24 protein-coding genes are annotated in these 21,051 nt (G+C 34.3%); 13 read left to right on the forward strand and 11 right to left on the reverse strand.

From position 1 onward, the window contains the following. Positions 1–18: 18 nt before the first annotated feature. The 3 genes from SB773_RS23250 to modA all read right to left on the reverse strand — a co-directional run bounded on the left by SB773_RS23250 (position 19) and on the right by modA (position 2,645). The gene (locus SB773_RS23250; RefSeq protein ID WP_002009926.1) at positions 19–870 is read right to left on the reverse strand and encodes a GRP family sugar transporter; all 852 of its coding nucleotides are present in this window, start codon (positions 868–870) and stop codon (positions 19–21) included. Positions 871–1,167: 297 nt separating this feature from the next. Beyond that, a complete protein-coding gene (modB, locus tag SB773_RS23255; protein ID WP_410592428.1) occupies positions 1,168–1,842 on the reverse strand; it encodes a molybdate ABC transporter permease subunit in 675 nt (224 codons plus the stop codon). A 5-nt stretch (positions 1,843–1,847) separates the two neighbouring features. Then, on the reverse strand, positions 1,848–2,645 hold the full coding sequence (modA, locus tag SB773_RS23260) for a molybdate ABC transporter substrate-binding protein (protein ID WP_410592430.1): 798 nt from the start codon (positions 2,643–2,645) through the stop codon (positions 1,848–1,850). 131 nt (positions 2,646–2,776) lie between these two features. Between modA and SB773_RS23265 the strand changes: the two genes are divergently transcribed. Beyond that, positions 2,777–3,724 carry a substrate-binding domain-containing protein gene (locus SB773_RS23265; protein ID WP_002009921.1) on the forward strand — a complete coding sequence of 316 codons (948 nt, stop codon included), beginning with the start codon at positions 2,777–2,779 and terminating at the stop codon, positions 3,722–3,724. A 65-nt stretch (positions 3,725–3,789) separates the two neighbouring features. Here SB773_RS23265 and SB773_RS23270 read toward each other — a convergent pair whose 3' ends face one another. Then, positions 3,790–3,891, reverse strand: coding sequence for a DUF3948 family protein (locus SB773_RS23270; RefSeq protein WP_113735263.1), 102 nt, complete (start codon positions 3,889–3,891; stop codon positions 3,790–3,792). A 255-nt stretch (positions 3,892–4,146) separates the two neighbouring features. Beyond that, entirely contained in the window at positions 4,147–5,013 is an 867-nt protein-coding gene (locus SB773_RS23275; RefSeq protein WP_002063480.1) for a LysR family transcriptional regulator, read from the reverse strand. Between the two features lie 127 nt (positions 5,014–5,140). Here SB773_RS23275 and SB773_RS23280 point away from each other — a divergent pair, with 127 nt between their 5' ends. Then, complete coding sequence (locus SB773_RS23280; RefSeq protein WP_002091418.1) at positions 5,141–6,109, forward strand: DMT family transporter; 969 nt, start codon at positions 5,141–5,143, stop codon at positions 6,107–6,109. Between the two features lie 21 nt (positions 6,110–6,130). Further along, positions 6,131–6,271 carry a YrzO family protein gene (locus SB773_RS23285; RefSeq protein ID WP_002063481.1) on the forward strand — a complete coding sequence of 47 codons (141 nt, stop codon included), beginning with the start codon at positions 6,131–6,133 and terminating at the stop codon, positions 6,269–6,271. Between the two features lie 69 nt (positions 6,272–6,340). Here the strand turns inward: SB773_RS23285 and SB773_RS23290 are convergent, their stop codons facing one another. After that, positions 6,341–6,436: a DUF3948 family protein gene (locus SB773_RS23290; RefSeq protein ID WP_002124767.1), complete on the reverse strand. Its 96-nt coding sequence runs from the start codon at positions 6,434–6,436 to the stop codon at positions 6,341–6,343. Positions 6,437–6,772: 336 nt separating this feature from the next. Here SB773_RS23290 and SB773_RS23295 point away from each other — a divergent pair, with 336 nt between their 5' ends. Continuing rightward, on the forward strand, positions 6,773–7,378 hold the full coding sequence (locus SB773_RS23295; protein ID WP_410592435.1) for a lysophospholipid acyltransferase family protein: 606 nt from the start codon (positions 6,773–6,775) through the stop codon (positions 7,376–7,378). Positions 7,379–7,449: 71 nt separating this feature from the next. Here the strand turns inward: SB773_RS23295 and SB773_RS23300 are convergent, their stop codons facing one another. Continuing rightward, positions 7,450–7,542, reverse strand: coding sequence for a DUF3948 family protein (locus SB773_RS23300; RefSeq protein ID WP_012260201.1), 93 nt, complete (start codon positions 7,540–7,542; stop codon positions 7,450–7,452). Between the two features lie 305 nt (positions 7,543–7,847). On the opposite strand from SB773_RS23300, the gene SB773_RS23305 reads away from it, so the two are divergent. The 5 genes from SB773_RS23305 to SB773_RS23325 all read left to right on the forward strand — a co-directional run bounded on the left by SB773_RS23305 (position 7,848) and on the right by SB773_RS23325 (position 12,283). Beyond that, on the forward strand, positions 7,848–8,825 hold the full coding sequence (locus SB773_RS23305) for a LacI family DNA-binding transcriptional regulator (protein WP_002009913.1): 978 nt from the start codon (positions 7,848–7,850) through the stop codon (positions 8,823–8,825). A 160-nt stretch (positions 8,826–8,985) separates the two neighbouring features. Further along, positions 8,986–9,315: a PH domain-containing protein gene (locus SB773_RS23310; RefSeq protein WP_060750752.1), complete on the forward strand. Its 330-nt coding sequence runs from the start codon at positions 8,986–8,988 to the stop codon at positions 9,313–9,315. A gap of 117 nt (positions 9,316–9,432) precedes the next feature. Beyond that, positions 9,433–10,269 (forward strand): YitT family protein, encoded by an 837-nt coding sequence (locus SB773_RS23315; RefSeq protein ID WP_002009911.1) that lies wholly within the window; start codon positions 9,433–9,435, stop codon positions 10,267–10,269. A 141-nt stretch (positions 10,270–10,410) separates the two neighbouring features. Then, on the forward strand, positions 10,411–10,767 hold the full coding sequence (locus SB773_RS23320) for a YxeA family protein (RefSeq protein WP_002029403.1): 357 nt from the start codon (positions 10,411–10,413) through the stop codon (positions 10,765–10,767). Between the two features lie 745 nt (positions 10,768–11,512). Continuing rightward, positions 11,513–12,283 (forward strand): TatD family hydrolase, encoded by a 771-nt coding sequence (locus SB773_RS23325; protein WP_410592439.1) that lies wholly within the window; start codon positions 11,513–11,515, stop codon positions 12,281–12,283. 32 nt (positions 12,284–12,315) lie between these two features. Here SB773_RS23325 and SB773_RS23330 read toward each other — a convergent pair whose 3' ends face one another. After that, positions 12,316–13,965: a DUF2334 domain-containing protein gene (locus SB773_RS23330; RefSeq protein ID WP_410592441.1), complete on the reverse strand. Its 1,650-nt coding sequence runs from the start codon at positions 13,963–13,965 to the stop codon at positions 12,316–12,318. Between the two features lie 248 nt (positions 13,966–14,213). Between SB773_RS23330 and SB773_RS23335 the strand changes: the two genes are divergently transcribed. Next, positions 14,214–14,747, forward strand: coding sequence for a transglycosylase SLT domain-containing protein (locus SB773_RS23335; RefSeq protein WP_000713256.1), 534 nt, complete (start codon positions 14,214–14,216; stop codon positions 14,745–14,747). A gap of 11 nt (positions 14,748–14,758) precedes the next feature. On the opposite strand, the gene SB773_RS23340 is transcribed toward SB773_RS23335, so the two are convergent. Continuing rightward, complete coding sequence (locus SB773_RS23340; RefSeq protein WP_486304296.1) at positions 14,759–15,553, reverse strand: DUF4931 domain-containing protein; 795 nt, start codon at positions 15,551–15,553, stop codon at positions 14,759–14,761. Between the two features lie 135 nt (positions 15,554–15,688). Beyond that, positions 15,689–15,817 carry a spore coat protein B gene (locus SB773_RS23345; protein WP_410592446.1) on the reverse strand — a complete coding sequence of 43 codons (129 nt, stop codon included), beginning with the start codon at positions 15,815–15,817 and terminating at the stop codon, positions 15,689–15,691. 420 nt (positions 15,818–16,237) lie between these two features. Here SB773_RS23345 and SB773_RS23350 point away from each other — a divergent pair, with 420 nt between their 5' ends. Together SB773_RS23350 and abc-f are read left to right on the forward strand one after the other, a co-directional pair. Beyond that, complete coding sequence (locus SB773_RS23350; protein WP_002139888.1) at positions 16,238–16,372, forward strand: RAxF-45 family protein; 135 nt, start codon at positions 16,238–16,240, stop codon at positions 16,370–16,372. A 124-nt stretch (positions 16,373–16,496) separates the two neighbouring features. Then, positions 16,497–18,383, forward strand: coding sequence for a ribosomal protection-like ABC-F family protein (gene abc-f, locus SB773_RS23355; RefSeq protein WP_131247735.1), 1,887 nt, complete (start codon positions 16,497–16,499; stop codon positions 18,381–18,383). 442 nt (positions 18,384–18,825) lie between these two features. On the opposite strand, the gene SB773_RS23360 is transcribed toward abc-f, so the two are convergent. Then, positions 18,826–19,023 (reverse strand): hypothetical protein, encoded by a 198-nt coding sequence (locus SB773_RS23360; RefSeq protein ID WP_002115459.1) that lies wholly within the window; start codon positions 19,021–19,023, stop codon positions 18,826–18,828. A 234-nt stretch (positions 19,024–19,257) separates the two neighbouring features. Here SB773_RS23360 and SB773_RS23365 point away from each other — a divergent pair, with 234 nt between their 5' ends. Then, a complete protein-coding gene (locus SB773_RS23365) occupies positions 19,258–20,961 on the forward strand; it encodes an ABC transporter substrate-binding protein (RefSeq protein ID WP_410592450.1) in 1,704 nt (567 codons plus the stop codon). Positions 20,962–21,051: the final 90 nt, after the last annotated feature.

Consider the following 21,051-nt stretch of genomic DNA (forward strand, 5'->3'; position numbering starts at 1 on the left):
TTTAAATATAGTTTAAATTTATGCTTTTGTCATACCAAGCAATACAGCGCCGCCGATAATTAAAACACTACCTAGAGCAATAAAGATCAATTGACGTTTTGTTTTCTTTTCACCTAAGAAGACAATCGCACCGAATGTTGAGATAACGATTCCAGTTTGAGATAATGGGAAGCTTGTCGCTACTCCGACACGTGGTAATGAAAGAAGTAAGAATAAGTTTCCTGTTCCCCAAAGTAAACCAGATACAGCATTACGAATTGCATATTTGTTAAATGGTTTATGTTTAGACGTCAGTACAACCGCACCAACGAACATACCAACTGCCTGTGGTAAAATAGCAGACCAACCATCGATATTATACCAACGAATAATAATTACATATACAAGATAGCCGAAAGTAGAAACAATTAAAGTAAGAAGTCCCTTTTTCAATTGTCCTGGTGGCTGTGCATTTTCTTTATCATCTAGTGATGTGAATACTACACCAACTACGATTAATAGGATTGCAATCGTTCCCAGAACAATCGTTGTAGTAGTAGTCCACTCACGAAAAGCGATAACTCCAAAGATAGAAGTTGCAACAAGTTGCATACCAGTAGAAATAGTTACAGTAGTTGAAACACCTAGTTTTTCAACTGTTTTTAATTGGTTTACTTGTCCTAAAGCCCAGAATAAACCTGAAATAAAGCCAACAATCAAGACTGTCATTGTTAAAGTTGGTTGAGTAAATACATACATAGTTGTTGCGAAGAATAGAGCACCGATTGTCATACCTACCGTTTGGCTATATGCACCACCGCCCATTTTTACGCTTACTAATAAGATGTTTCCCCATGCGATTGCAGGAAGAAGCGCTAATAAAATGTCCATTACAAGACTCCCTTCGGTTTTCTATACCAATATAATTACATATCGTTCTAACGATCGGTAATGCTCCACTAATAGAGTAGAAGATTACCGATCGCTAAAACAGGATGAAGAATTTACGATATAAATGCGTTTTCATTTCTTCATTTTTTGAAACACTTTCATATAATAACAGGAAATTACCTATTTTAGAAAGTGGATTCAAATAAAATGTATATTTAAATAAGAGAAAAAATTCAGTTATTAATCAAATCATTTTATTTTCCGGGAAATAAAAAGCAACTTTTGTCGAAAGTTGCTTTAAGAAGTAGTAATTCTTCTATTAATGAGTTGAATGCATAGTAAGAATAGAAGGGACATACTAATCGTTATGATTACAAGCGTCCAAGCTAGTTGCATATTACTCGCATCAATAGCCATATAAATCGCCGTTGGAATCGTCTGAGTTTTGCCAGGTATATTTCCTGCAAACATTAAAGTTGCACCAAATTCACCGAGTGCGCGAACAAAGCTCAAAATCATACCGCTAAGTAGTGCGGGGAATGCAAGCGGGAGTGTAACATGTAGAAAAACTTGATATTCACTTGCACCAAGATCGCGCGCGCCTTCTTCAATTTGTACATTTGCGATAGAAAATCCTGTTTTTGCTGATTGGTACATGAGCGGAAATGCAACGACTGTAGAAGCAATGATAGCAGCAGTAGATGTAAACATAATGGACTGCTGAAATAATGATTCAATCCACTTTCCAATGGGACTGTTATTTCCAAAAATGATAATTAGAAAAAAGCCGATAACAGTTGGTGGAAGCACCATTGGTAATAAGAAAATAGTTTCTAGTAGTACTTTATATCGCCACGAGGAGCGCGCTAATGCTCGTCCAATAATCGTTCCTAAGATCGTAACGATTATTGTGGCGCACGCAGCTACTCGCAAGGATAGAAAGACAGGTGACAAAATTGCATCAAAGCTCATAGCGATTATGGCAGGATTGTAAATCCATATTTCTTAAAGATAGATTGTGCATCTTTTGATTGTAAATACTCATAGAATGAAGTCGCCTCTTTCTTATGCTTAGATTCCTTTATAACACCTAAAGGATAGTGGATTGGCTCATGAGAATTAGCTGCTACCGCTTCTACAATTTTTACCTTGTCTGAAACGAGAGCGTCTGTTTTATATACAATACCAGCATCAACATTACCTGTTTCTACATATGTTAACACTTGGCGAACATCTTTTGTAAATACGATTTTATTTTGAACGTTATTCCAAAGATTTTCATATGTGAGAGAAGCTTTTGCATATTTTCCTGCAGGTACAGATTCGGGTGTACCAAGTGCGATTCTCTTGATTTTCTCATCCTTTAAATCTTGAAATTTTGTGAGAGCACTATCTTTTGGAACGACTAGAACTAGTTCATTTCCAAGAAGGTTTTTCCCTTCTTTTTCATTAATAAATCCTTTTTTAACAAGAGTTTGGAATTTATCCTCTGCTGCAGAGAAGAATAAATCAGCAGGTGCACCTTGCTCAATTTGTTGTTGAAGTGCACCAGAAGCACCGAAGTTAAAAGAAAGTTGAATAGTTGGTTCTTTCTCTTTATATTGCTTTTCAATTTCTTTTAATGCATCTTGTAAACTTGCAGCCGCTGATATAGTCAGCTCCACTGATTCTCCCTCTTTAGCAGCTGACTTTTCTTCACTTGAACAAGCTACACTGAATATAAGAAGAAAAGAAAGTATAAGTACCCCAATGGATCGTAAAGTAAATTTGTTCATAAAAAATCTCCCTTCGTTTACTAAATTAATTATAACTAAATATAACTAATTATAACTAGTTATAATTGAATATAATTTGAACGATATAGTTGTTTTTAAAAACTAGGAGAAATATTCTTTTCTTTGTTACAATGAAGGAAGAAAGTGAGGAATCGTCTATGGATCATCATTCCTACACAACGGAAGAAGTAGCAAAGCAATTAAAAGTATCAAAATTAACTGTATACGACCTAATTAAAAAAGGAGAACTCCCTTCTTATAGGGTTGGTAGACAAATGCGCATTGATGCAGCTGATTTAGAACAATATATAAAGCAAATGAAAACAGGGAAGGTACAATTTACTCCTGTAAAGAAGGACGAAATTAGTAGTTCGAATACACGCATCATTAGTGGTCAAGAGCTAACGTTAGATATGTTGGCAAAGCATATAGAAAATCGATTGCCAAATTCTAATATATTGAGAGCGTATCAAGGTAGTTTAACGAGTTTAGTGAAGATGTACCAAGGAGAAGGAAGCGTCGTTAGTTTACACTTATTTGATGGTGAAACGGGTACATATAATGTTCCTTACGTAAAACGTATTTTAGTTGGACAACCATATATTATGATGAATTTATTAGCAAGAAATGTTGGGTTTTATGTGCAAAAAGGGAACCCACAAAATATAAAAACATGGGCTGATTTAGCTCAGTCATCTATACGATTTGTAAATCGAGAAAAAGGTTCTGGTATTAGGGTGTTAGTGGATGAGCAATTGCGAATTCAAAAATTAAGTAAAGAAGATATTAACGGGTATGAATGGGAAGAATCGAATCACCTTGGCGTTGCCTCGCAAGTCGCGAATGGAAAAGCTGATGTTGGGGTAGGATCAGAAAAGTTTTCCCAAATTGTGAACGTAGACTTTATTCCAATAATGAAAGAACAGTATGATTTAGTACTTCTGAAGAATAAAGAAAATGAGGAACTTATTGAGGTTATAAAAGAGGTTTTGCAATCTGAAGAGTTTCACAATGAATTAAAAGCAATTGGTGGATATGATATAAGCAAAACCGGCCAAATTATATATGAAACAAACTAAAAGGCTGCTTGTCTATAAGACGAGCAGCCTTTTCTATATATAAAGGGGTTGGGGGAAACAAAGTGTTAAATAAGACTTTGAGCAAGTGCATAAATGAATGCAGTAAGAAGAGTCGCTCCACTTGCAAGTCCGATAAAGTCTGATTTTTTGAAGGTAATGTTGTTCATCATAATCTCTCCTTATTTGTTTAATGTAGTTGCAACTGCTTTAGCATCGACAAGTGCGGATAGCACCATGCCCATTGTATTGAAAAATTTGTTTGATTTCATTTTGTTCATCATGCGTATCCGCTCCTTTTCGAATTGTTGTTGCCCTGCTTTCTGTCTTAATTATATGAAATATGGCCGCCTGCAACTATCGAATTAGCTTACGGGAGGATTACACTTTTGTAAGAAAAAAAGACATTCATGTAAGAATGTCTTTTAAAGCATATTGATATGATGGTGCTCTTTAATTGTTTTTAAAAAGCTGCGCATCGAATTGGTCATGTAACTATCTTTACGGCGTATGAAAACAGTTGAAATACTACCATATTTCTCCGGAATTGGATGACAGTGTACTTTACCTGCTGTAGAAAGGTGTTGCACCGCAGACTGGGGGACGAGTGTAATCCCAAGACCGAGCGCTACGCTATTTAATATAGTTTCTAATATGTTAAACTCCATAATTCTTTTTGGTAGCAAACCTTCATCTTTAAGCCATCGTTCAAGCTTGGAACGGTATCCACATCCTTGATTAAAAACGAGTAGGGGCGTCGTAGTAAATTCTTCTATATGAAAAGCTTTATTTTGTGTAACAAGCATTAATTTCTCAGTACTAACATCGTATTGTTCAATTAGTGGATGTTTAATAGGACCTGATATAAAGGCGCCATCTAATTGATGATCAAGTACTTCTCTAATAAGTTCTTCCGTTAGACCGGCTTGTAATGATAAATCGACATTTGGATAGCTTTTATAGTAAGAAGACAAGATGGTAGGTAATGTACTGACTGTTTCGACTGTACCAATTTTTAATATGCCAGATGGTGTTTCGCTATCTAAAAACACTTGTTTTAGCTCTTCAACATCTTGCAAAATTTTATGAACGTAAACGAGCATTTTTCTTCCTTCAGCTGTTAAAGTCATGCCTCGCTTATGACGGTAAAAGAGAGGTGTTTTCAGCTCGTTTTCTAATTGTTTAATACGTGCGGTTACATTTGATTGTACATAATTTAATTCCTTTGCTGCGCCGCTTACACTACCGCGGTCGGCAACGCTCTGGAAGATTTGTAAGTCTCGTAATTCCATTTTATGCTCCTCCTTGATGTTAACTATCATTATAAATGATAGTTAACATCATTTTGAATCATTTTACGTGATATATTTTTTCTTTTACAATTCTCTTTGTGCAAATAGAAAGAAGCGGGGGATTGTGGTGAGAAAAGGTCAAATGATAATAGGTGCTTTGGCATGTTTAATTGCAAGTATGTCATGGGGAGCGATGTTTCCGGTTGCTGATCATGCTCTAGAATACATAGATCCATTTTATTTTTCGTTTATTCGTTATGGGGCGGTAGCAATTGTATTGATTGTATTATTGCTAATGAAAGAAGGAAAGAAGGCATTTCGCTTAGAAGGAAGAGGGAAGTTACTCGTCTTTTTTGGAACAATGGCTTTTACCGTATATAATGTATTAATTTTTCTAGGACAAATGTTAATGGGAAAATCAGGTGTAATGGTAGCTTCTATTATGGAGGCGCTTATGCCAATGATTTCAATTTGTATTTTATGGGGATATAAAAATATAAAGCCGAAGAAATATATGATAACGAGTATGATTATTGCGTTTGTAGGGGCTGTATTTGTTATTACGAAAGGTGATATGAGTTTCTTTTTAACATTGAAAGATAATATGTTTTCACTAGTATTTATATTTGTTGGTGTTGTAGGATGGGTTATTTATACGATGGGTGGTCAAACGTGTAGCGATTGGTCAACATTACGTTATTCAACATTAACTTGTATATTTGGGACAGCAGTTACAGGAATTATAACTATAATCATTACGTCACTTGGATATGTATCTGTTCCAAGTATGGAAACGATTTCTATTGTGAAATATGATTTATTATTTATGATGACATTACCAGGTATTGTAGCGCTACTTGCTTGGAACTACGGTGTGAAAATCTTATCATCCATTAATGGTATTTTATTTATTAACTTTGTGCCAATTACTACTTTAGTTATTATGATGATGCAAGGGTATAAAATAACAACATTTGATATTGTAGGAACATTATTTGTTATTGCAGCGCTTATTCGTAATAATGTTTGTCAGAGAAAAGAAGAAAATATAAATAAACAAATTTTGCAAGAAAAGCAATTGCGTCAAGCTGTTTAATAGGCAACTGGAGGATTTTATATGTTAGAAAGTTTATTGTTTTTCTTTGCTGCTGGAGTTGCCTGCGAGCTTGCAGCAATTAATCGAAACGGTCGTAAAAATATAAAACAACAAGCTGAACTGATACAGCTTTTAAAAGACTTGAAGGAAAGAAAAAATTAAAAAGACGACCGGGCATAGACGGTCGTCTTTTCTATTATTATTTATATAAAGGGGAAAGGGGACACAAAGTTATATAAGCGTAGCAGCGTAAATGAAAGCAGTAAGAAGAATCGAGCCGCTAGCTAGTCCTAAAAAATCTAATTTATTAAAAGTCATGTTATTCATTATAAATTCTCCTTACGTGTTTAATATAGAAGCAACAGCTTTTGCATCGATAAGAGCGGAGAATACCATGCACATTGTATTTAAGAAATTTTTCGTTTTCATTTTGTTCATCATATAGATCCGCTCCTTTTCAAATGGTTGTTGTTACTTTCTGACTTAATTGTATAAGATAGTGGAGGGAGCCACTATCGAATTAGCTTACAAGAAAATTACACTTTTGTAAGAATTGAAATTTAACAATAAATACTTATTTTTATTACCAACTCCTAAAACTTAGTGTTATAATCGTTGTAAGAAAATAATTATACTTCGGATATTCAGAAAGGAACGAAACAAATGTATAAACCAATTACATTTTCGTTGAAATATATATTTAAAATGGCTGGGAAGGTAGAAGTACAAGGGAGAGAGAAATTACCGGAAGATGGCCCTTACGTTGTTGCATGTACACATACAAGTTTTATGGATGTTTTAATGTTAGCGGCAGGAATGTACCCAACCCAAATTCATTACATGGCAAAAAAAGAATTGTTTGAAGGGAAATTTAAAAATTGGTTTTTTAAAAATGTAAATGCATTCCCTGTAGACCGTGCGAATCCAGGGCCAAGCACATTGAAAATTCCATCACGTTTATTAAAAGAAGGAAAAGTAGTAGGGATTTTCCCGAGTGGGACGAGGTCATCAGAAGACGTTTCACTAAAAGCTGGGGCTGTTACGATTGCAATGCGTTCTAACGTTCCGTTAATACCGGCAGCTTATGTTGGTCCATCAAGTGTAAAAGAATTGATAAAAGGAAAAAAAGCGCGATTAGTTTTTGGAGACCCAATTCAAATCGATGCTGAAGAACAAATAGATCGAAAAACGGCTATGAAAATGATGACAGATGAATTAAATGCAAAGTTTGAAGAACTAAAGGAAGTTTTGCAGCCAAATCAAAAATAAGAAAAGACGATCGTGCATAGACGGTCGTCTTTTCTATTATTATTTATATAAAGGGGAAAGGGGACACGAAGTTATAGTGTAGCAGCGTAAATGAAGGCAGTAAGAAGAACCGTGCCGCTAGCTAGTCCTAAAAAATCTAATTTATTAAAAGTGATGTTGTTCATAATGCATTCTCCTTACTTGTTTAATGTAGAAGCAACAGCTTTTGCATCGATAAGAGCGGAAAATACCAAGCTCATTGTATTTAAGAAATTGTTCGTTTTCATTTTGTTCATCATATAGATCCGCTCCTTTTCAAATGGTTGTTGCCCTGTTTCTGACTTAATTATATGAAATGTTGCGGAGAGTCACTATCGAATTAGCTTACAGGAAAATTACACTTTTGTAAGAAAAACGAATGAAAGTGTCATGATGAGAAGATTTGACATATGTTCATGTGATTCATTAAGTTAAAAGTAGAGGTGAGTGTATGGCTAATATTAAAGATATTGCAAAGATGGCTGGGGTTTCAGTTACGACTGTTTCGAGGGTATTAAATGATCATCCATATGTAAGTGAAGAAAAAAGGAAAGTTGTTTTAGAAATAGTTGAGAAATTGAATTACTCGCAAAATGCAAATGCTGTTCATTTATCAAAAGGGAAGACGAATATTGTTGGCGTGATTTTACCTTATATTAATCATCCGTCTTTTGATGCGATGGTGGGTGGAATGATGGAAGTTGCGTTAGCTCACAACTATCGAGTGCTTCTTTGTCAAACGAACTACAATAAAAAAGAAGAAATGAAAAGTTTACATATGTTGAAAACAAAGCAACTAGACGGTCTTATCATTTGTTCTCGTGCCAATGAGTGGGAAACTATAGAGCCTTATGCAGCGTATGGGGCGGTTATTGCTTGTGAGGATAATGATATTGAAAGCATATCGAGTGTATATACAGATCATTTTAATGCCTTTCAATTAGGGATGAGTTACCTTATTGAAAAAGGTTATAAGAAGATTGGATATTGTACGGGAAGAAAGTTAGGGCCAAGTAGTAAGAAACGTTTTGATGCTTATAAACAACAGCTACAATTAATAGATGAAGAAGTGATGGAAGATCGGATTTTCACAGAATGCTTTACGTTAGAAGATGGTGTAAGAGTTGCACATCAATTCAAGGAGATGGAGAATCCTCCTGAAGCATTAATAGTGGCAGGAGATGAAGTTGCTATTGGGATCATGACAGAAGTTGAAAAATTAGGTATTGAAGTTCCTGAGGATTTAGCGATTATTGGTTTTGATAATCAACCGATTTCTCAAGTTTTACAACTGACAACCATTGACCAAAATTTAAAGGGAATAGGTAAGACTGCTTTTGAAATGTTTTATAGGCAAGTAAGTGATGAGAGTTCTAAACAAGAAAAGATGGAAATTCCGTATAAACTTGTGGAACGCTCCACGGTTTAGTGTTAATCCGTTATGTGTATAATCACATAACGGATTATTTTTTGAAATGTCTTTGACAGGAAACGCGTTTCATACCTTATAAAAGAGTTACACCGGTCTGTAATAATCCATGGATTCTTTTCAAGTGTTAAAACAATGAATAGAATTTGGAGGGATATGCATGAATGAACTTTTATTAAGTATGAAAAAATATGTAGAGGATGACGAAAAGATTTTAGCGTTTGTCGTAGGGATATTTGAAAAGGATGACTTTACTTTATGTTATCAACATGGGATTTTTGTTGCCACTACTAGACGTCTTCTATTTTACGGGAAAATTCCGTGCTATCCTGCGATATTTGAAGAGTATTCGTATTTGCATATAGATGACATAGATTTCCGTCCATATTTCGAATGTACTTGTAATCGTGAAACCATTAGAGCTAAGTATATTCAGAGTGGGAATGTGGAGCGCTTTGTCCGTACAGTTAGAGCGAATATGAATAATTAATCACCCCTTTGTTTAAACATAATATCTTGGTCTTTGTGAGGGGAAATGCGGAATAAAAACAACTTCTAAACCTCTAGGAGATAGTGATACAATGTCAAATGGGGGGAGGTATGAACTATGGTTAATCAACGTATAAAGGAAATAACACTAATTACAATTGGTTCATTATTATTCGCAATTGGTATTAATTACTTTGCAATTCCAAACCGTTTATCAGAGGGTGGAATTATTGGTTTAACAGTTGTTACGTACTATTTATTTGATTGGTCACCAGGAATTGTGAATTTTGGTTTGAATGCAATTTTATTAGCTGTAGGTTATAAATTTTTTGATAAGAAAACGATGGTTTACACAATTATAGGTATTGTGGAAACATCTTTGTTTTTATATGTTACAGAACATATCGAATATCAAGTAAATAGTGATACGTTACTAGCAGCTTTATTTGCTGGTGTATTTGTAGGTATCGGATTAGGCTGTATGTTCAAAGCTGGAGGTACATCAGGAGGATCGGCAATTTTAGCTCGACTAGCAAATCAATATTTAGGTTGGAGCGTTGGTAAAGGCGTACTTATTATTGATATCGTTGTAATTGCGGGTTCTGTATTTATAATAGGACAAGAAAAGGCAATGTATACACTTGTAGCTGTATTTGTCGGAGCGAAAGTAATTGATTTCATCGTGGAAGGTATGGATACAAAAACAGCTGTTACAATCATTTCAAATCAACCGGATTTAATACGTGAAACTATTACGAAAAACATGACACGGGGTGTCACTGTATTAGAAGGACGCGGCGGATATACTGGTAAAAATAAAGAAGTTTTATATATCGTTATTAATAAACAAGAGCTTGTTAAGTTAAAGCAAGTTATTAGTAGAGTTGATGAAGATGCCTTCGTTGTCATTCACGATGTGCGTGATGTACTTGGTGGTGGATTTAAAGCAAGCTAAAAGGTGAACGAGAAAATTCGTTCATCTTTTTTTCATTCTTACAAAAATGTAAGGGTAATGTAATGGGATTGAATGGTAGATTAAATTCCTGCTCTTTAGAATGGATGTATAAGTATCCTGCAGAGGAGGAAGATCAGTATTATGAAGAAAAAAATAATTACTACTGTAATAGCTATGGTAGTGATAGTAGTAGTATTACTACCTACGAAACTTGGACCAGTTATTGATAAATATAATCCGCTTTATACGACGAAAGAATACTATACAATTGTGGATGCGATTGGTCAGCATGTCGGTGATGAATGGTATGAATATGAATTTATTGCATTTGATGAACGTGGAAGAGAACAAAAAATAAAGAAGACTGTTAAGCATATGTTAAAGAGAGATGAAGCATTAAAGGTGTACGCAAAAGGACGCTACGGCGAGGCAATTGAAGAAATTGAAGCTGTAAATATTCCTATTAATGCGAAGAGTAAACTTTTAACGATGAGATAGCGAATTATACCCCCGCCTATTTTTTGTCGAAAATAAAAATACTAGGTAGGGGTATTTTAGGTTCATGAAAAAGCCTTAGTCCATATGGACTAAGGCTTTTCTTATTATATAAAGGGGAAGGGGGTACATTGTAGTAGCATGAGTGAAAGGTATAAGAAGAGTCGGCTACTAGCAATGTAATTTGGTTATGTGAGTATTCTTCTTATTTGGCTTACTTTCTAACTTTATTGTACGAAATATAGGTAAGGGAAACTATCGAATTACATTACACATAGCTTACAAACATGTAAGCCTTCTGTAATGTAATTCGATGGTTAAAATATAGTAAATTTCATATAGTGTAACTAGAAAGTCTTACTGTATCACTTTCTGTTTGTAATGTTAATGAAGAATGAAAAACCAACTAATTTTTAATAGCCCTCATCTCTATTTAGATGAGGCTCTTTTTCAAACCTTACAACATTGTAAGGTTTACGTAAGTTAATTCGATAGTAATTTTGTCATATTTTTTGCATAATAGATACAAATAGATAAAAAATAATTAGGGATATATTAAGAAGGGAGAAAACGGGGATGCATAAAGAAGAAGTAGTGAAGTTTCCAATTAAAGATTTCTGTAGCTACTTTACTGTTGCCATAGTATGTATTGGATTATTTGATATAATAACAAATTTAATTGTTAACTAATATAGATGATAAAACAAGAAGGGAGACCCTTTCTTGTTTTTTTTATGGGGGCATAAAGATGAAATGGATTGATAGCCATATACATGTTGATCAATATCAGGATGAAGAGAAAAGTAGATTACTTACAGATGTGGAAAACAGTAAAGAGATACAAGGGCTTATTGCAGTATCTATGAATTATCAATCATGTCTAGAAACTTTATCTTTAGCAAACCGATATACTTTTGTACATCCAGCAATAGGTTTTCATCCGGAGCAGCCCATTTATAAAGAGGAATGTGAGCAAATTTATAAATTAATTGAAGATCATGTAGAGGAAATCGTTGCGATTGGTGAAGTGGGCTTGCCATATTATTTAAGGAAAGAAGATGAAAATATTGCTATTGATCCATACATAGCGGTGTTAAAAAAGTTTGTGGAACTAGCTAGTAAATACGATTTACCAATTATATTGCATGCGGTTTATGAAGATACTGACACTGTATGTGGTTTACTTGAAGAATATAAAGTTTCGCGTGCACACTTTCATTGGTTTAAAGGAAGTGAAGAGACAATGAAACGGATGATGAGGAACGGTTATTATATTTCTATCACACCGGATGTTTTACATAAGGAGAAAATTAGAAAAATAGTTTCGTATTATCCGCTTGAATATATGATGGTAGAAACAGATGGGCCGTGGGAATTTCAGAAGGATACGATGACACATCCTTATATGATAAAAGATGTATTACAAGAAATTAGTATAATAAAAAAAATATCAGTAGAGAAAGTTACTGAGCAAATATATGCGAATACGGTGCGATTTTATAAAGTTAGTGAGTCATAAAAAAACACCAAGCATCTCGCTTGGTGTTTTTTTTATGACTCTAATTTTTTCGCACGTCTTAATAATAAAAGAAAGACAATTATAATGAACCCAATTATAAGGAAGAACCCATATTGTTTTATATAATCAATTATGTCATTCGCACTTGTTGGTTTTTCAACGTGAATGCCTTCTTTATTAGTAGTAATATGAATATCTTTCATTTTTACTTCATTCATGTCTTTTTGTAAATCAATCCACTCTATGTTTGGAATACTTTCTAGTTCTTTTAATACTTCTTCTAATGGTTCAACGCCCAAGTAAGGATGATAAAATGCACCGATAATTCCATCAGATAGTTTAGTGATAGATAAAGCACGTTCTTTCATTTTTGCTATAGCTTGTGGCTTCCCTTCTTCAATAAAGCCAACAGTTTCAGGAATTAATTTCATCCCATGTAAAAATGACGGTGTACTTATATAAGCCGGTGAGTGCATTGATTTCCAAGTTGTATCGTTTAGTTGTATTTGTCCTACATAAGTTGAAAAATATTGTGATAGTATTTCATATCCTTTTTGAGACATTGTATAGTGCGGAGCTTCAAAGGCAATTGGATATAATTTCGCTTCTACAAGCTCTGTAATCCCTTTTTCAATATGATCTTTAATATATTTTTCTTCGAAGGATTTTCCGTTTTCTACGTATTTATTATAGTCTTCTGTAGAATGAAAATCTTCTTTTGTCTTTGGTTTTTCATGGTTCGGTTGGCGAATTGGTTGATCTGTTTTTACATCCCAAAATTCAAAACCTTCGCCAGTTTCACTATCATAAAACTGATGTGTGTAACCATGCATAACGATAGAGCCACCATTATCTTGCATAAAGTGTAAAACATCGATTAATTCAGAGTTATCCTTTAAATGTACTGTTTTTCCTGTGTCTGGATCTTTGTAAACAGGGATAACGGTAATCATATAAGGGAGCTTTTTCTCTTTTAGTAATTCAGCGATTTCTTTTAATTGCTTTACATCTACAGCTGGATGAACGTCTTCAAGACGTAAATAAGCTGAAGTTTTATTTGTTTCAGGTTTTTGTCTGAAATAAGAAAATAACATTTCACCGACGTAATGAGACATCCAATCGAAAAGGTTTGGAGTTGCAACATAATAGGATGTTCCTTGCTGAATGATTAACGGATGAGTTCCATCAGCACTCAAGGCGTAAGCAAGAGTTGTTCCTTTTGTTTCAATTTTCTTCATTAAGCGTTCTTCATGTAATTCGTTTTTTAACTGGTTAGTCGGATATTCTATAGTGTGAATTCGTATATCGGTTTCTTTCGAGGTAATGAAAGAAAAACGATTAGATAATTGTTCAACATTTTGTCCTAAAACTAATATGGGACCTGAGAAGTTTTCTAGAAATTGTTTTGCTGCAATAGAAAAATCTTCTTTTTTCTCTCCGATATAAACAATATGTGTATAAGAAGATGATTCAGTACTTTCCTTTACTTCCTTTAAGCTTTTTACTGTTATATCTTTTGTAAAGTGCCCTAACTGAGTATTAAGGATTTGTACATTGTTTGTAATTTTGTTGTCTTCTGTACTATACAAAACGAGTACTTTTGATTTTGATGATGTTTGTGCAGAGGTATGTATAGGAATGAGTAGTAAAATGCTGAAAAAGATTAGTAGAGTTCTTTTCATTTATTTATGCTCCTATTCTATATATAGAATTCAATTTACAATTATATACAAGAAATAAGTTATAGTCCATGTAAGTTACATTTTTGCACGTATTTACCATATGTTTTTTCGCAAAATCGGTCTAAAGCATGATGATAATATGTATAGTAATTTGCTATGATTGAAAGGTAAGAGAATGATAGAGTGTTGGTAATTGTAAAAGAAAGGCTGAAAGGGGACAAATTTCAGCGGAGAAAGAGGTAGAGGTAGTGAAGAAATTCTTTGTAGGATTTTTAGTTGTTCTTGGAGTGTATTTATATTTCCAAGGAAAGTCTGAAGGAATGGGTAAGCTAATGAATGAGACAAGCTATGTTGATTCAGAAGAAGCAAAACAGATGAAACAAATCATTATAGAGGAAGCAAAGAAAGTAAACCTTCCGGAATGGATACCTCTTACAATTGCCGAACACGAAAGTAGGTTAAATCCAAGAAGTGTTGGAGATAACGGAACTTCATTCGGATTGTTTCAATTACACCGCGGTGGTGGGCTTGCGCCAGATCATTTAACTGATGAAGAGCTGAAAGATCCACGTACAAATGCGCAAATTGCAATGCCGCATTTAATGAAAGGTTATAAGCGCGGGGTGCAAAAAGGTTTGACTGATTTTGCATTACTGAAATATATAGCGAATACATCTGGATGGCCAGGGAATTTAGGACCAGAGTGGACGGATAACAATATGAAGTATAACATCGGATTAGAGGATGTATACTATCGAAATAAAGGTGTAATCAAAGAGTAGGTTTTCTATACCTACTCTGTTTTTTTATGAATAATTTCATCCTTTTCTTTCGTGAAATACTGCGCTAGTTGTATTTTCACATCTTCTAGTTTTGTAGAAACTTGAGGTATTTTATATCCTACATACAACGGTGAAACGACAAACCTAGGAACAACTTTACAAATGATTTTCCTGTTTAAGTGATAGAAGAATAAGTTATAACTACTACATCCTTTATGGAAATCTGTCAGTATGTAACGTACAGTTTGCTGAATATAATTGGCCATTTCATCTACACATGCAATATCTTCAATGATGATATTAAATTCAGTAAAGCCGATAATAGGACGCTCTGAAATGTTGAGTTCAATGCGTTCATTTTTTTGAACAATTACCCCTTGGAAATTTGCTTCCTCAATATTTTCAAGATAGTCTACATGTTTCATTCCGATAATTTGCATATGTGCATGGTGCAAACTTCCGCCTGAAAATGGACCATGATTTTTGTATAAAATCACAGAAGTGAATTCTTCATTTTCCTGTAAGTTTAACCAATGGAGAATAGAGAAGCGAATTAGTTTTCTCGTATGTTCTTCTGTATATGTTGCGATATGGTCTTCGCAATTATCTGTTTCGATTAGCACGGTTTGAAAGGTATCCTTTAATGTAGGGAATTTATTTTTCAACCAAATAATAGAGCCCTCAGTTGCTAAAATATCCGTTAAATTTTCTCTGTCACAAAAAGGACATGCAGTGTTTCTGTTCCGAATACTTTCTGGTTTTTGTTTACCGATATCGTTTAAAAAATATAGTTGTTGTGTATCCATTTGTATATATGCCCCTTTAAAATATATGTAAAAATCCCGCTTAATACATTCGGGAAAAGGAGAAGGAAATCCTTTAAAGGGAATAGGGAAAAATAAAAGACAAGATATCCTCATTGCAATAGGGTACCTTGTCTTTTATTTTTTCTTTAATAGTGTGTATGGATAATATAGAGCATTTTCATTTTGTTTCTTTTTTCTATTTTTTATTGTGTATAAGGCAATTGTTGTACTTGCGATTACAATAATGGCTTTCTTCATATTCATATACCCCTTTTTATTGTTGGTTTAATTCTTGGCTAACTGCTTTCGCATCAACTAAAGCATGTAAGATCATTTTTACCATGTTCATCATAGTTCTTTCCTCCCTTTTATAGTTCGTTTAGTGCTTTTACAACTGCTTGTCCGTTCACTAATACCTCAAAGATTGCTTTTACGATTTCTTTCATCATGATTGTTTCCTCCTTGTTTTTGTCTCTCTTGTTTACATCTTTATTGTATAGGGAGGTATCTTTTCGTACTATCGCTTTCCATTACGTGAACATAACAGTTTTGTAAGATTTGATGTCACTTATTGAAATGTTTAGTCTATCTTCATTATTTTCAGAAAAATGACTATTCAAACATAAATCGGGGAAGTATAATAAAGAAGTAAGTATTAAATTCCGTACGAAAGGAGTGAATGAGATGAAATGTTCTTTAGCTACGCGCGCAAAATTTTTAGATTATATCTATATTTGTCGTGCGATTTTTCATGATGTAGTTGTTAACGGGATACGTATGCCCTTTTTTAACAATTGCATAGTAGCTATTGAACGATAGAAGTCTCTTCACCCATTTTTGATAAACGTGTGAAAAGGGAGCTATTTGGCTTCCTTTTTCTATGACAAAAACCATGGGGAATGTTTCTTTCCCATGGTTTTTTATATTGAAAGGAGTACGGAAAATGACAATTTGTAGTGTAAATAATGTAAAGAAATCTTTTGGTGGAAACATCATATTTGAAAATATATCGCTTGAAATAAAGAATGGAGAACGTATTGGATTAGTTGGTCGTAACGGTAGTGGGAAGACAACTATCTTTCAGCTTTTAACAGGAATTGAGGGTTTGGATGCAGGAGCTATTCATGTGAAGAAAGGTACGCGCATTGGTCATGTAGCACAAATTCCAAAATTTAATAATGAAATGAATGTATATGATGTATTAAGCTCCGCTTTTAAAAAGGAAAAAGAGTTGGAGATAGAAATGCATGCTTTAGAAAAAAATATGGCGGAAGAACAGGAATCATCTGCTTTACAAAAATTGATGGAGAGATACGGAGTAATTCAAGAAAGGTACGCGTTTCTCGGTGGTTATGAAATAGAAGCGAATATTATGAAGGTAGCAAATGGTCTACAGGTGACGGAACTATTTCCAAGGTCATTTATGGAGTTAAGTGGTGGAGAACAAACAAAAGTAAGCCTTGCGTATATGCTATTGCAGAAACCAGATTTACTTTTGTTAGATGAACCAACAAATCATTTGGACTTATTTGCAGTCGAGTGGTTAGAACAATTTCTAAAAGAGTATACAGGAACAGTTATGGTCATTTCGCACGATCGCTATTTCCTTGATGAAGTTGTAACGAAAATTTTTGATTTAGAAGATGGAGAAATTCACGTATATCATACGAACTATTCACAGTTTGTTGAGGAAAAGGAAGAAAGGCTGCTTCAAGAATTTCAAGCGTATCAAGAACAGCAAAAGAAAATAAAGAAAATGAAAGAAGCAATTAAGCGTCTACGTGAATGGGCAAATCAAGCGAATCCGCCGAATGAAGGATTGCATAAGAGAGCCAGAAATATGGAACGTGCATTAGAGCGCATAGAGAAACTAAAGAGACCCATTTTGGATAGAAAACAGATGGGACTTCAGTTTGAAGGGCAAGAGAGAAGCGGGAAAGATGTTGTTGTAATGAAAGAAGTGAGTAAAGGATTTGCTGAACGATCTTTATTCGAGAAAGTAAATTTGCATATTCGTTTTCAGGAGCGCGCAGCTATCGTTGGACGTAATGGTACAGGAAAGACTACATTATTAAAACTATTACTAAAAGAAATGCAGCAAGATGCTGGAGAAATTCGGATTGGTAGTAGTGTGAAAATCGGTTATTTATCGCAACATGCGTACGGGAATATGAAGAACAATGTATTGGAGGCTTTCAGAGATTGCGTGGCTGTAACAGAGGGAGAAGCAAGACATATATTAGCTCGTTTCTTATTTTATGGTCCAGCTGTTTTTAAGAAAGTAACACAACTTAGCGGTGGAGAAAAAATGAGATTAAGGCTCGCGCAACTTATGTATCAAGATGTTAACTTTCTTATTTTAGATGAACCGACGAATCATCTTGATATTGAATCAAGGGAAGTTTTAGAGGAGGCTCTTGAACAATATAATGGGACGATTTTAGCTGTTTCACATGATCGTTATTTCTTAAATAAATTGTTTGAAAAGACATATTGGATTGATGAGCACAAATTATTTGAGTTTGCAGGGAACTATGCATGGGCTCGTCAAAAGTGGGAAGAAAGAATTGAGAAACAAGTAGTAAAACAGAAGCAGCAACAGCAAGGGAATAAAGCGTTAGAAGTAATGCCTATAAAAAAGAAGAAGTCTAGGGATTTAGAGGCAGTTGAAAACGAGTTAATGCATATAGAAGAAGATATATATGCACTCGAATGTAAAATGGAAAATGTAGTTGATGTTGAAATGCTTGAACAATTATATGAAGAAAAAACGAAAAAAGAGTTTTTACGAGCGGAGTTATATAATGAGTTAGAGAACATTGTGGAGTAAAAAGTAGAAAGCTAATTCCTTTCAGTTTTGCTGAAGGGATTAGCTTTCTTTTTTATCCCGCTATTTGCGGGGCAGTAAGACTCCCACCTCAAAATTAGGTGGGAGCCCTGCTGCCCGTAAACGCCCGATTGGTGAGGGTTAATAATCGGTGGGGGATGAACAAAACCCCCACTGATTAAAGTTTAACTTTATAATAATATTTTACGTAAGGGATAAATAAAAAATGTGTTTCACGTGAAACAGTAATTTTGATAAATTTATGTTACGCAATTTTCATCCAGCAAAAATTCCATATCGAAATTGAAGAACTGGTAAAGAGAAAAATAAATGTTATCAAAAGCTTTTTCAATAATAGTAATTACAGAAGTGTAGGCTAATTATTTCCCGAGACATAAGTATGCGTGATAGAGACTCATGGTTGAAAGTAAAAAAGAAAGCAGAGTTACAGCTTTACGCGCTGAACTCTGCTTTCTTTTTGTGTGGTATCTTCCCTCGTTGAAATTATAATAGCGATCCCGAGCATAATAAAAAAAGCTAAAAAGAGGACGAACTTTGGGAAGAAAGGGAACAGTAATAACGCCCCGACTATTATGATTGTTAATAATACATAGTGCAGGACATATTGGAATAGGTTGTCCATATTTTCGCCCCCTTCTTGGTAGTTAATTGTTATCATTCTATGCGGGACTATTAGGTAATAGAAGGTGTTTTTTATTTTTTGAAAGAAATCAATTAGCAAGGATTGACATAACTAGTGAAAAGGAATAATCTTGAAATTAATTCATACTATTTTTATGGGATAAATAAGGATGGTTACAGAAAGGATCTTTATGTTACTACTTAATTAGAAAACAGGAAAGTAAGGGTGAGAATTATGCGAAAGGCCTTGAAAGGGTTATTTGCTACATTCCTTAGTACATCGGTTTTATTAGCAGGATGCGCTCAAGAAGAGAAAAGTACAAATGAAGCAGCAAAGATGCCGAAAGTAAAAGATGAGTTTATTAAGGCGAGTGACAAAGTAAAAAGTCCAGCAAAGGCAAAAGAAAGAAAGGATACCTTTGTAGTGGGAATGCCGAGCCCTGGCGGGATATTCCTTCCGCATTTTATGGAAAATGGGTGGGACGGTAATATAACACAAGCTATCTTTGCTCCTCTCGTTGGATTGGATAAGGAGGGGAAACCAATTCCAATTCTAGCGAAGAAATGGGATATTTCGGAGGATCAGCTTACATATACGTTTCATTTGAAAGATGATTTAAAGTTTAGTGATGGTTCACCGTTAACAGCGGATGACGTAGCATTTACATTAACTGTACTACATGATCCAACTTATAGTGGTGCAACGGACATAAGCCAAACAGCAATAAAGGGTGGGCAAGCATATAAAGAAGGAAAGGCTACATCTATTGAGGGGATTCAAGTCATCGATCCGAAAACAATTACGATTACAACTGAAAAGGTAAATGCCCAAACATTATCGTTAATTGGTGGAGAAGTTATATCAAAAGCTTATTACGGTAAAGAATATAAGCAAGGGAATTTAGAGTATTTAAAAGAGTTATATGGAAAACCGATGGGAGCAGGAGCTTATAAACTAGATAAATATATTCCAGGTCAAGAAGTTCGTTTTGTAGCAAATGAAAATTATTTTGAAGGTAAACCGAAGATTGAGCACTTTATTTATAAAATTACAAAAGGTGATACGAAGCTGCAACAATTTCAAGCGGGCGAAGTAGATTATGATGGCTTCACGACAAATGCGGAGACGATTGAACAATTAAAAGAGTTAGGCTTTGCTAATGTTAATGTGTATACGGGAAGTTCATACGGTTACATTAAAATGAATTATAAGAAGTCATACTTTAAAGATAAACGTGTACGCCAAGCGTTTATTTATGGATTAGAGCGTCAAAAGGTCATTGATACATATTTCCAAGGATACGCTTCACTCGTTAATGTACCAATTACACCAGTTTCGTGGGCGTATACAGAAGAAGGAATCAATAAATACGAATATAATTTAGAAAAGGCGAAGAAATTGCTCGATGAAGCTGGGTGGAAAGCTGGATCAGATGGTATTCGTGAAAAAGATGGCCAAAAATTGAAGGTAAGTTATTTTGCTTCTTCTGCAAGTAAAATCAATGATGTGATGATCCCCGTTATGAAGGAGGATTATAAAAAGATTGGGGTAGATTTCAATCCTGAATACATGGACTTTAATACGATGATTTCCAAGGTAATTAAAGGAGATTATGATTTAGCGATGGTCTCCACACCGATGATTGATGATCCGAGCGGAACAATTGAGGAGTTTGTTTCGACAAGTAAGCGTAATTATGATGGATATCATAATCCGAAAGTAGATGAATTAGCTAAGCAGGCATTAGAAACATTGGATATTGAAAAACGAAAAGAAATCTATAAAAAACTATATCAAGAGTTAAGTGAAGATCCACCTGTTATTTTCTTAAACAATAGTAAAGTCGTGTCTGCACATAATGCACGAATTCAAGGATTACAAGAAGATAATTATAATGGTATTTTGTTAAGTTTACCTAAATTGAATATTGCTCAATAATTTTTGGAGAATTCTCGAAATATTTATATAGAAATAATTGACAAAATATACTGAAAGATATAAGCTAATAACCATAAAGTCTACCGGAAA

It is taken from the genome of Bacillus sp. SIMBA_074 (assembly GCF_046534555.1).
GTDB classification, from domain to species: domain Bacteria; phylum Bacillota; class Bacilli; order Bacillales; family Bacillaceae_G; genus Bacillus_A; species Bacillus_A mycoides.

Bases quoted from the DNA above. Each gene is read 5' to 3' on its own strand.
- SB773_RS23250 (WP_002009926.1), bottom strand. From the start codon at position 870: ATGGACATTTTATTAGCGCTTCTTCCTGCAATCGCATGGGGAAACATC.
- modB (WP_410592428.1), bottom strand. From the start codon at position 1,842: ATGAGCTTTGATGCAATTTTGTCACCTGTCTTTCTATCCTTGCGAGTA.
- modA (WP_410592430.1), bottom strand. From the start codon at position 2,645: ATGAACAAATTTACTTTACGATCCATTGGGGTACTTATACTTTCTTTT.
- SB773_RS23265 (WP_002009921.1), top strand. From the start codon at position 2,777: ATGAAGGAAGAAAGTGAGGAATCGTCTATGGATCATCATTCCTACACA.
- SB773_RS23270 (WP_113735263.1), bottom strand. From the start codon at position 3,891: ATGAACAACATTACCTTCAAAAAATCAGACTTTATCGGACTTGCAAGT.
- SB773_RS23275 (WP_002063480.1), bottom strand. From the start codon at position 5,013: ATGGAATTACGAGACTTACAAATCTTCCAGAGCGTTGCCGACCGCGGT.
- SB773_RS23285 (WP_002063481.1), top strand. From the start codon at position 6,131: ATGTTAGAAAGTTTATTGTTTTTCTTTGCTGCTGGAGTTGCCTGCGAG.
- SB773_RS23290 (WP_002124767.1), bottom strand. From the start codon at position 6,436: ATGAATAACATGACTTTTAATAAATTAGATTTTTTAGGACTAGCTAGC.
- SB773_RS23295 (WP_410592435.1), top strand. From the start codon at position 6,773: ATGTATAAACCAATTACATTTTCGTTGAAATATATATTTAAAATGGCT.
- SB773_RS23300 (WP_012260201.1), bottom strand. From the start codon at position 7,542: ATGAACAACATCACTTTTAATAAATTAGATTTTTTAGGACTAGCTAGC.
- SB773_RS23305 (WP_002009913.1), top strand. From the start codon at position 7,848: ATGGCTAATATTAAAGATATTGCAAAGATGGCTGGGGTTTCAGTTACG.
- SB773_RS23310 (WP_060750752.1), top strand. From the start codon at position 8,986: ATGAATGAACTTTTATTAAGTATGAAAAAATATGTAGAGGATGACGAA.
- SB773_RS23315 (WP_002009911.1), top strand. From the start codon at position 9,433: ATGGTTAATCAACGTATAAAGGAAATAACACTAATTACAATTGGTTCA.
- SB773_RS23320 (WP_002029403.1), top strand. From the start codon at position 10,411: ATGAAGAAAAAAATAATTACTACTGTAATAGCTATGGTAGTGATAGTA.
- SB773_RS23325 (WP_410592439.1), top strand. From the start codon at position 11,513: ATGAAATGGATTGATAGCCATATACATGTTGATCAATATCAGGATGAA.
- SB773_RS23330 (WP_410592441.1), bottom strand. From the start codon at position 13,965: ATGAAAAGAACTCTACTAATCTTTTTCAGCATTTTACTACTCATTCCT.
- SB773_RS23340 (WP_486304296.1), bottom strand. From the start codon at position 15,553: ATGGATACACAACAACTATATTTTTTAAACGATATCGGTAAACAAAAA.
- SB773_RS23345 (WP_410592446.1), bottom strand. From the start codon at position 15,817: ATGAATATGAAGAAAGCCATTATTGTAATCGCAAGTACAACAATTGCC.
- SB773_RS23350 (WP_002139888.1), top strand. From the start codon at position 16,238: ATGAAATGTTCTTTAGCTACGCGCGCAAAATTTTTAGATTATATCTAT.
- abc-f (WP_131247735.1), top strand. From the start codon at position 16,497: ATGACAATTTGTAGTGTAAATAATGTAAAGAAATCTTTTGGTGGAAAC.
- SB773_RS23360 (WP_002115459.1), bottom strand. From the start codon at position 19,023: ATGGACAACCTATTCCAATATGTCCTGCACTATGTATTATTAACAATC.
- SB773_RS23365 (WP_410592450.1), top strand. From the start codon at position 19,258: ATGCGAAAGGCCTTGAAAGGGTTATTTGCTACATTCCTTAGTACATCG.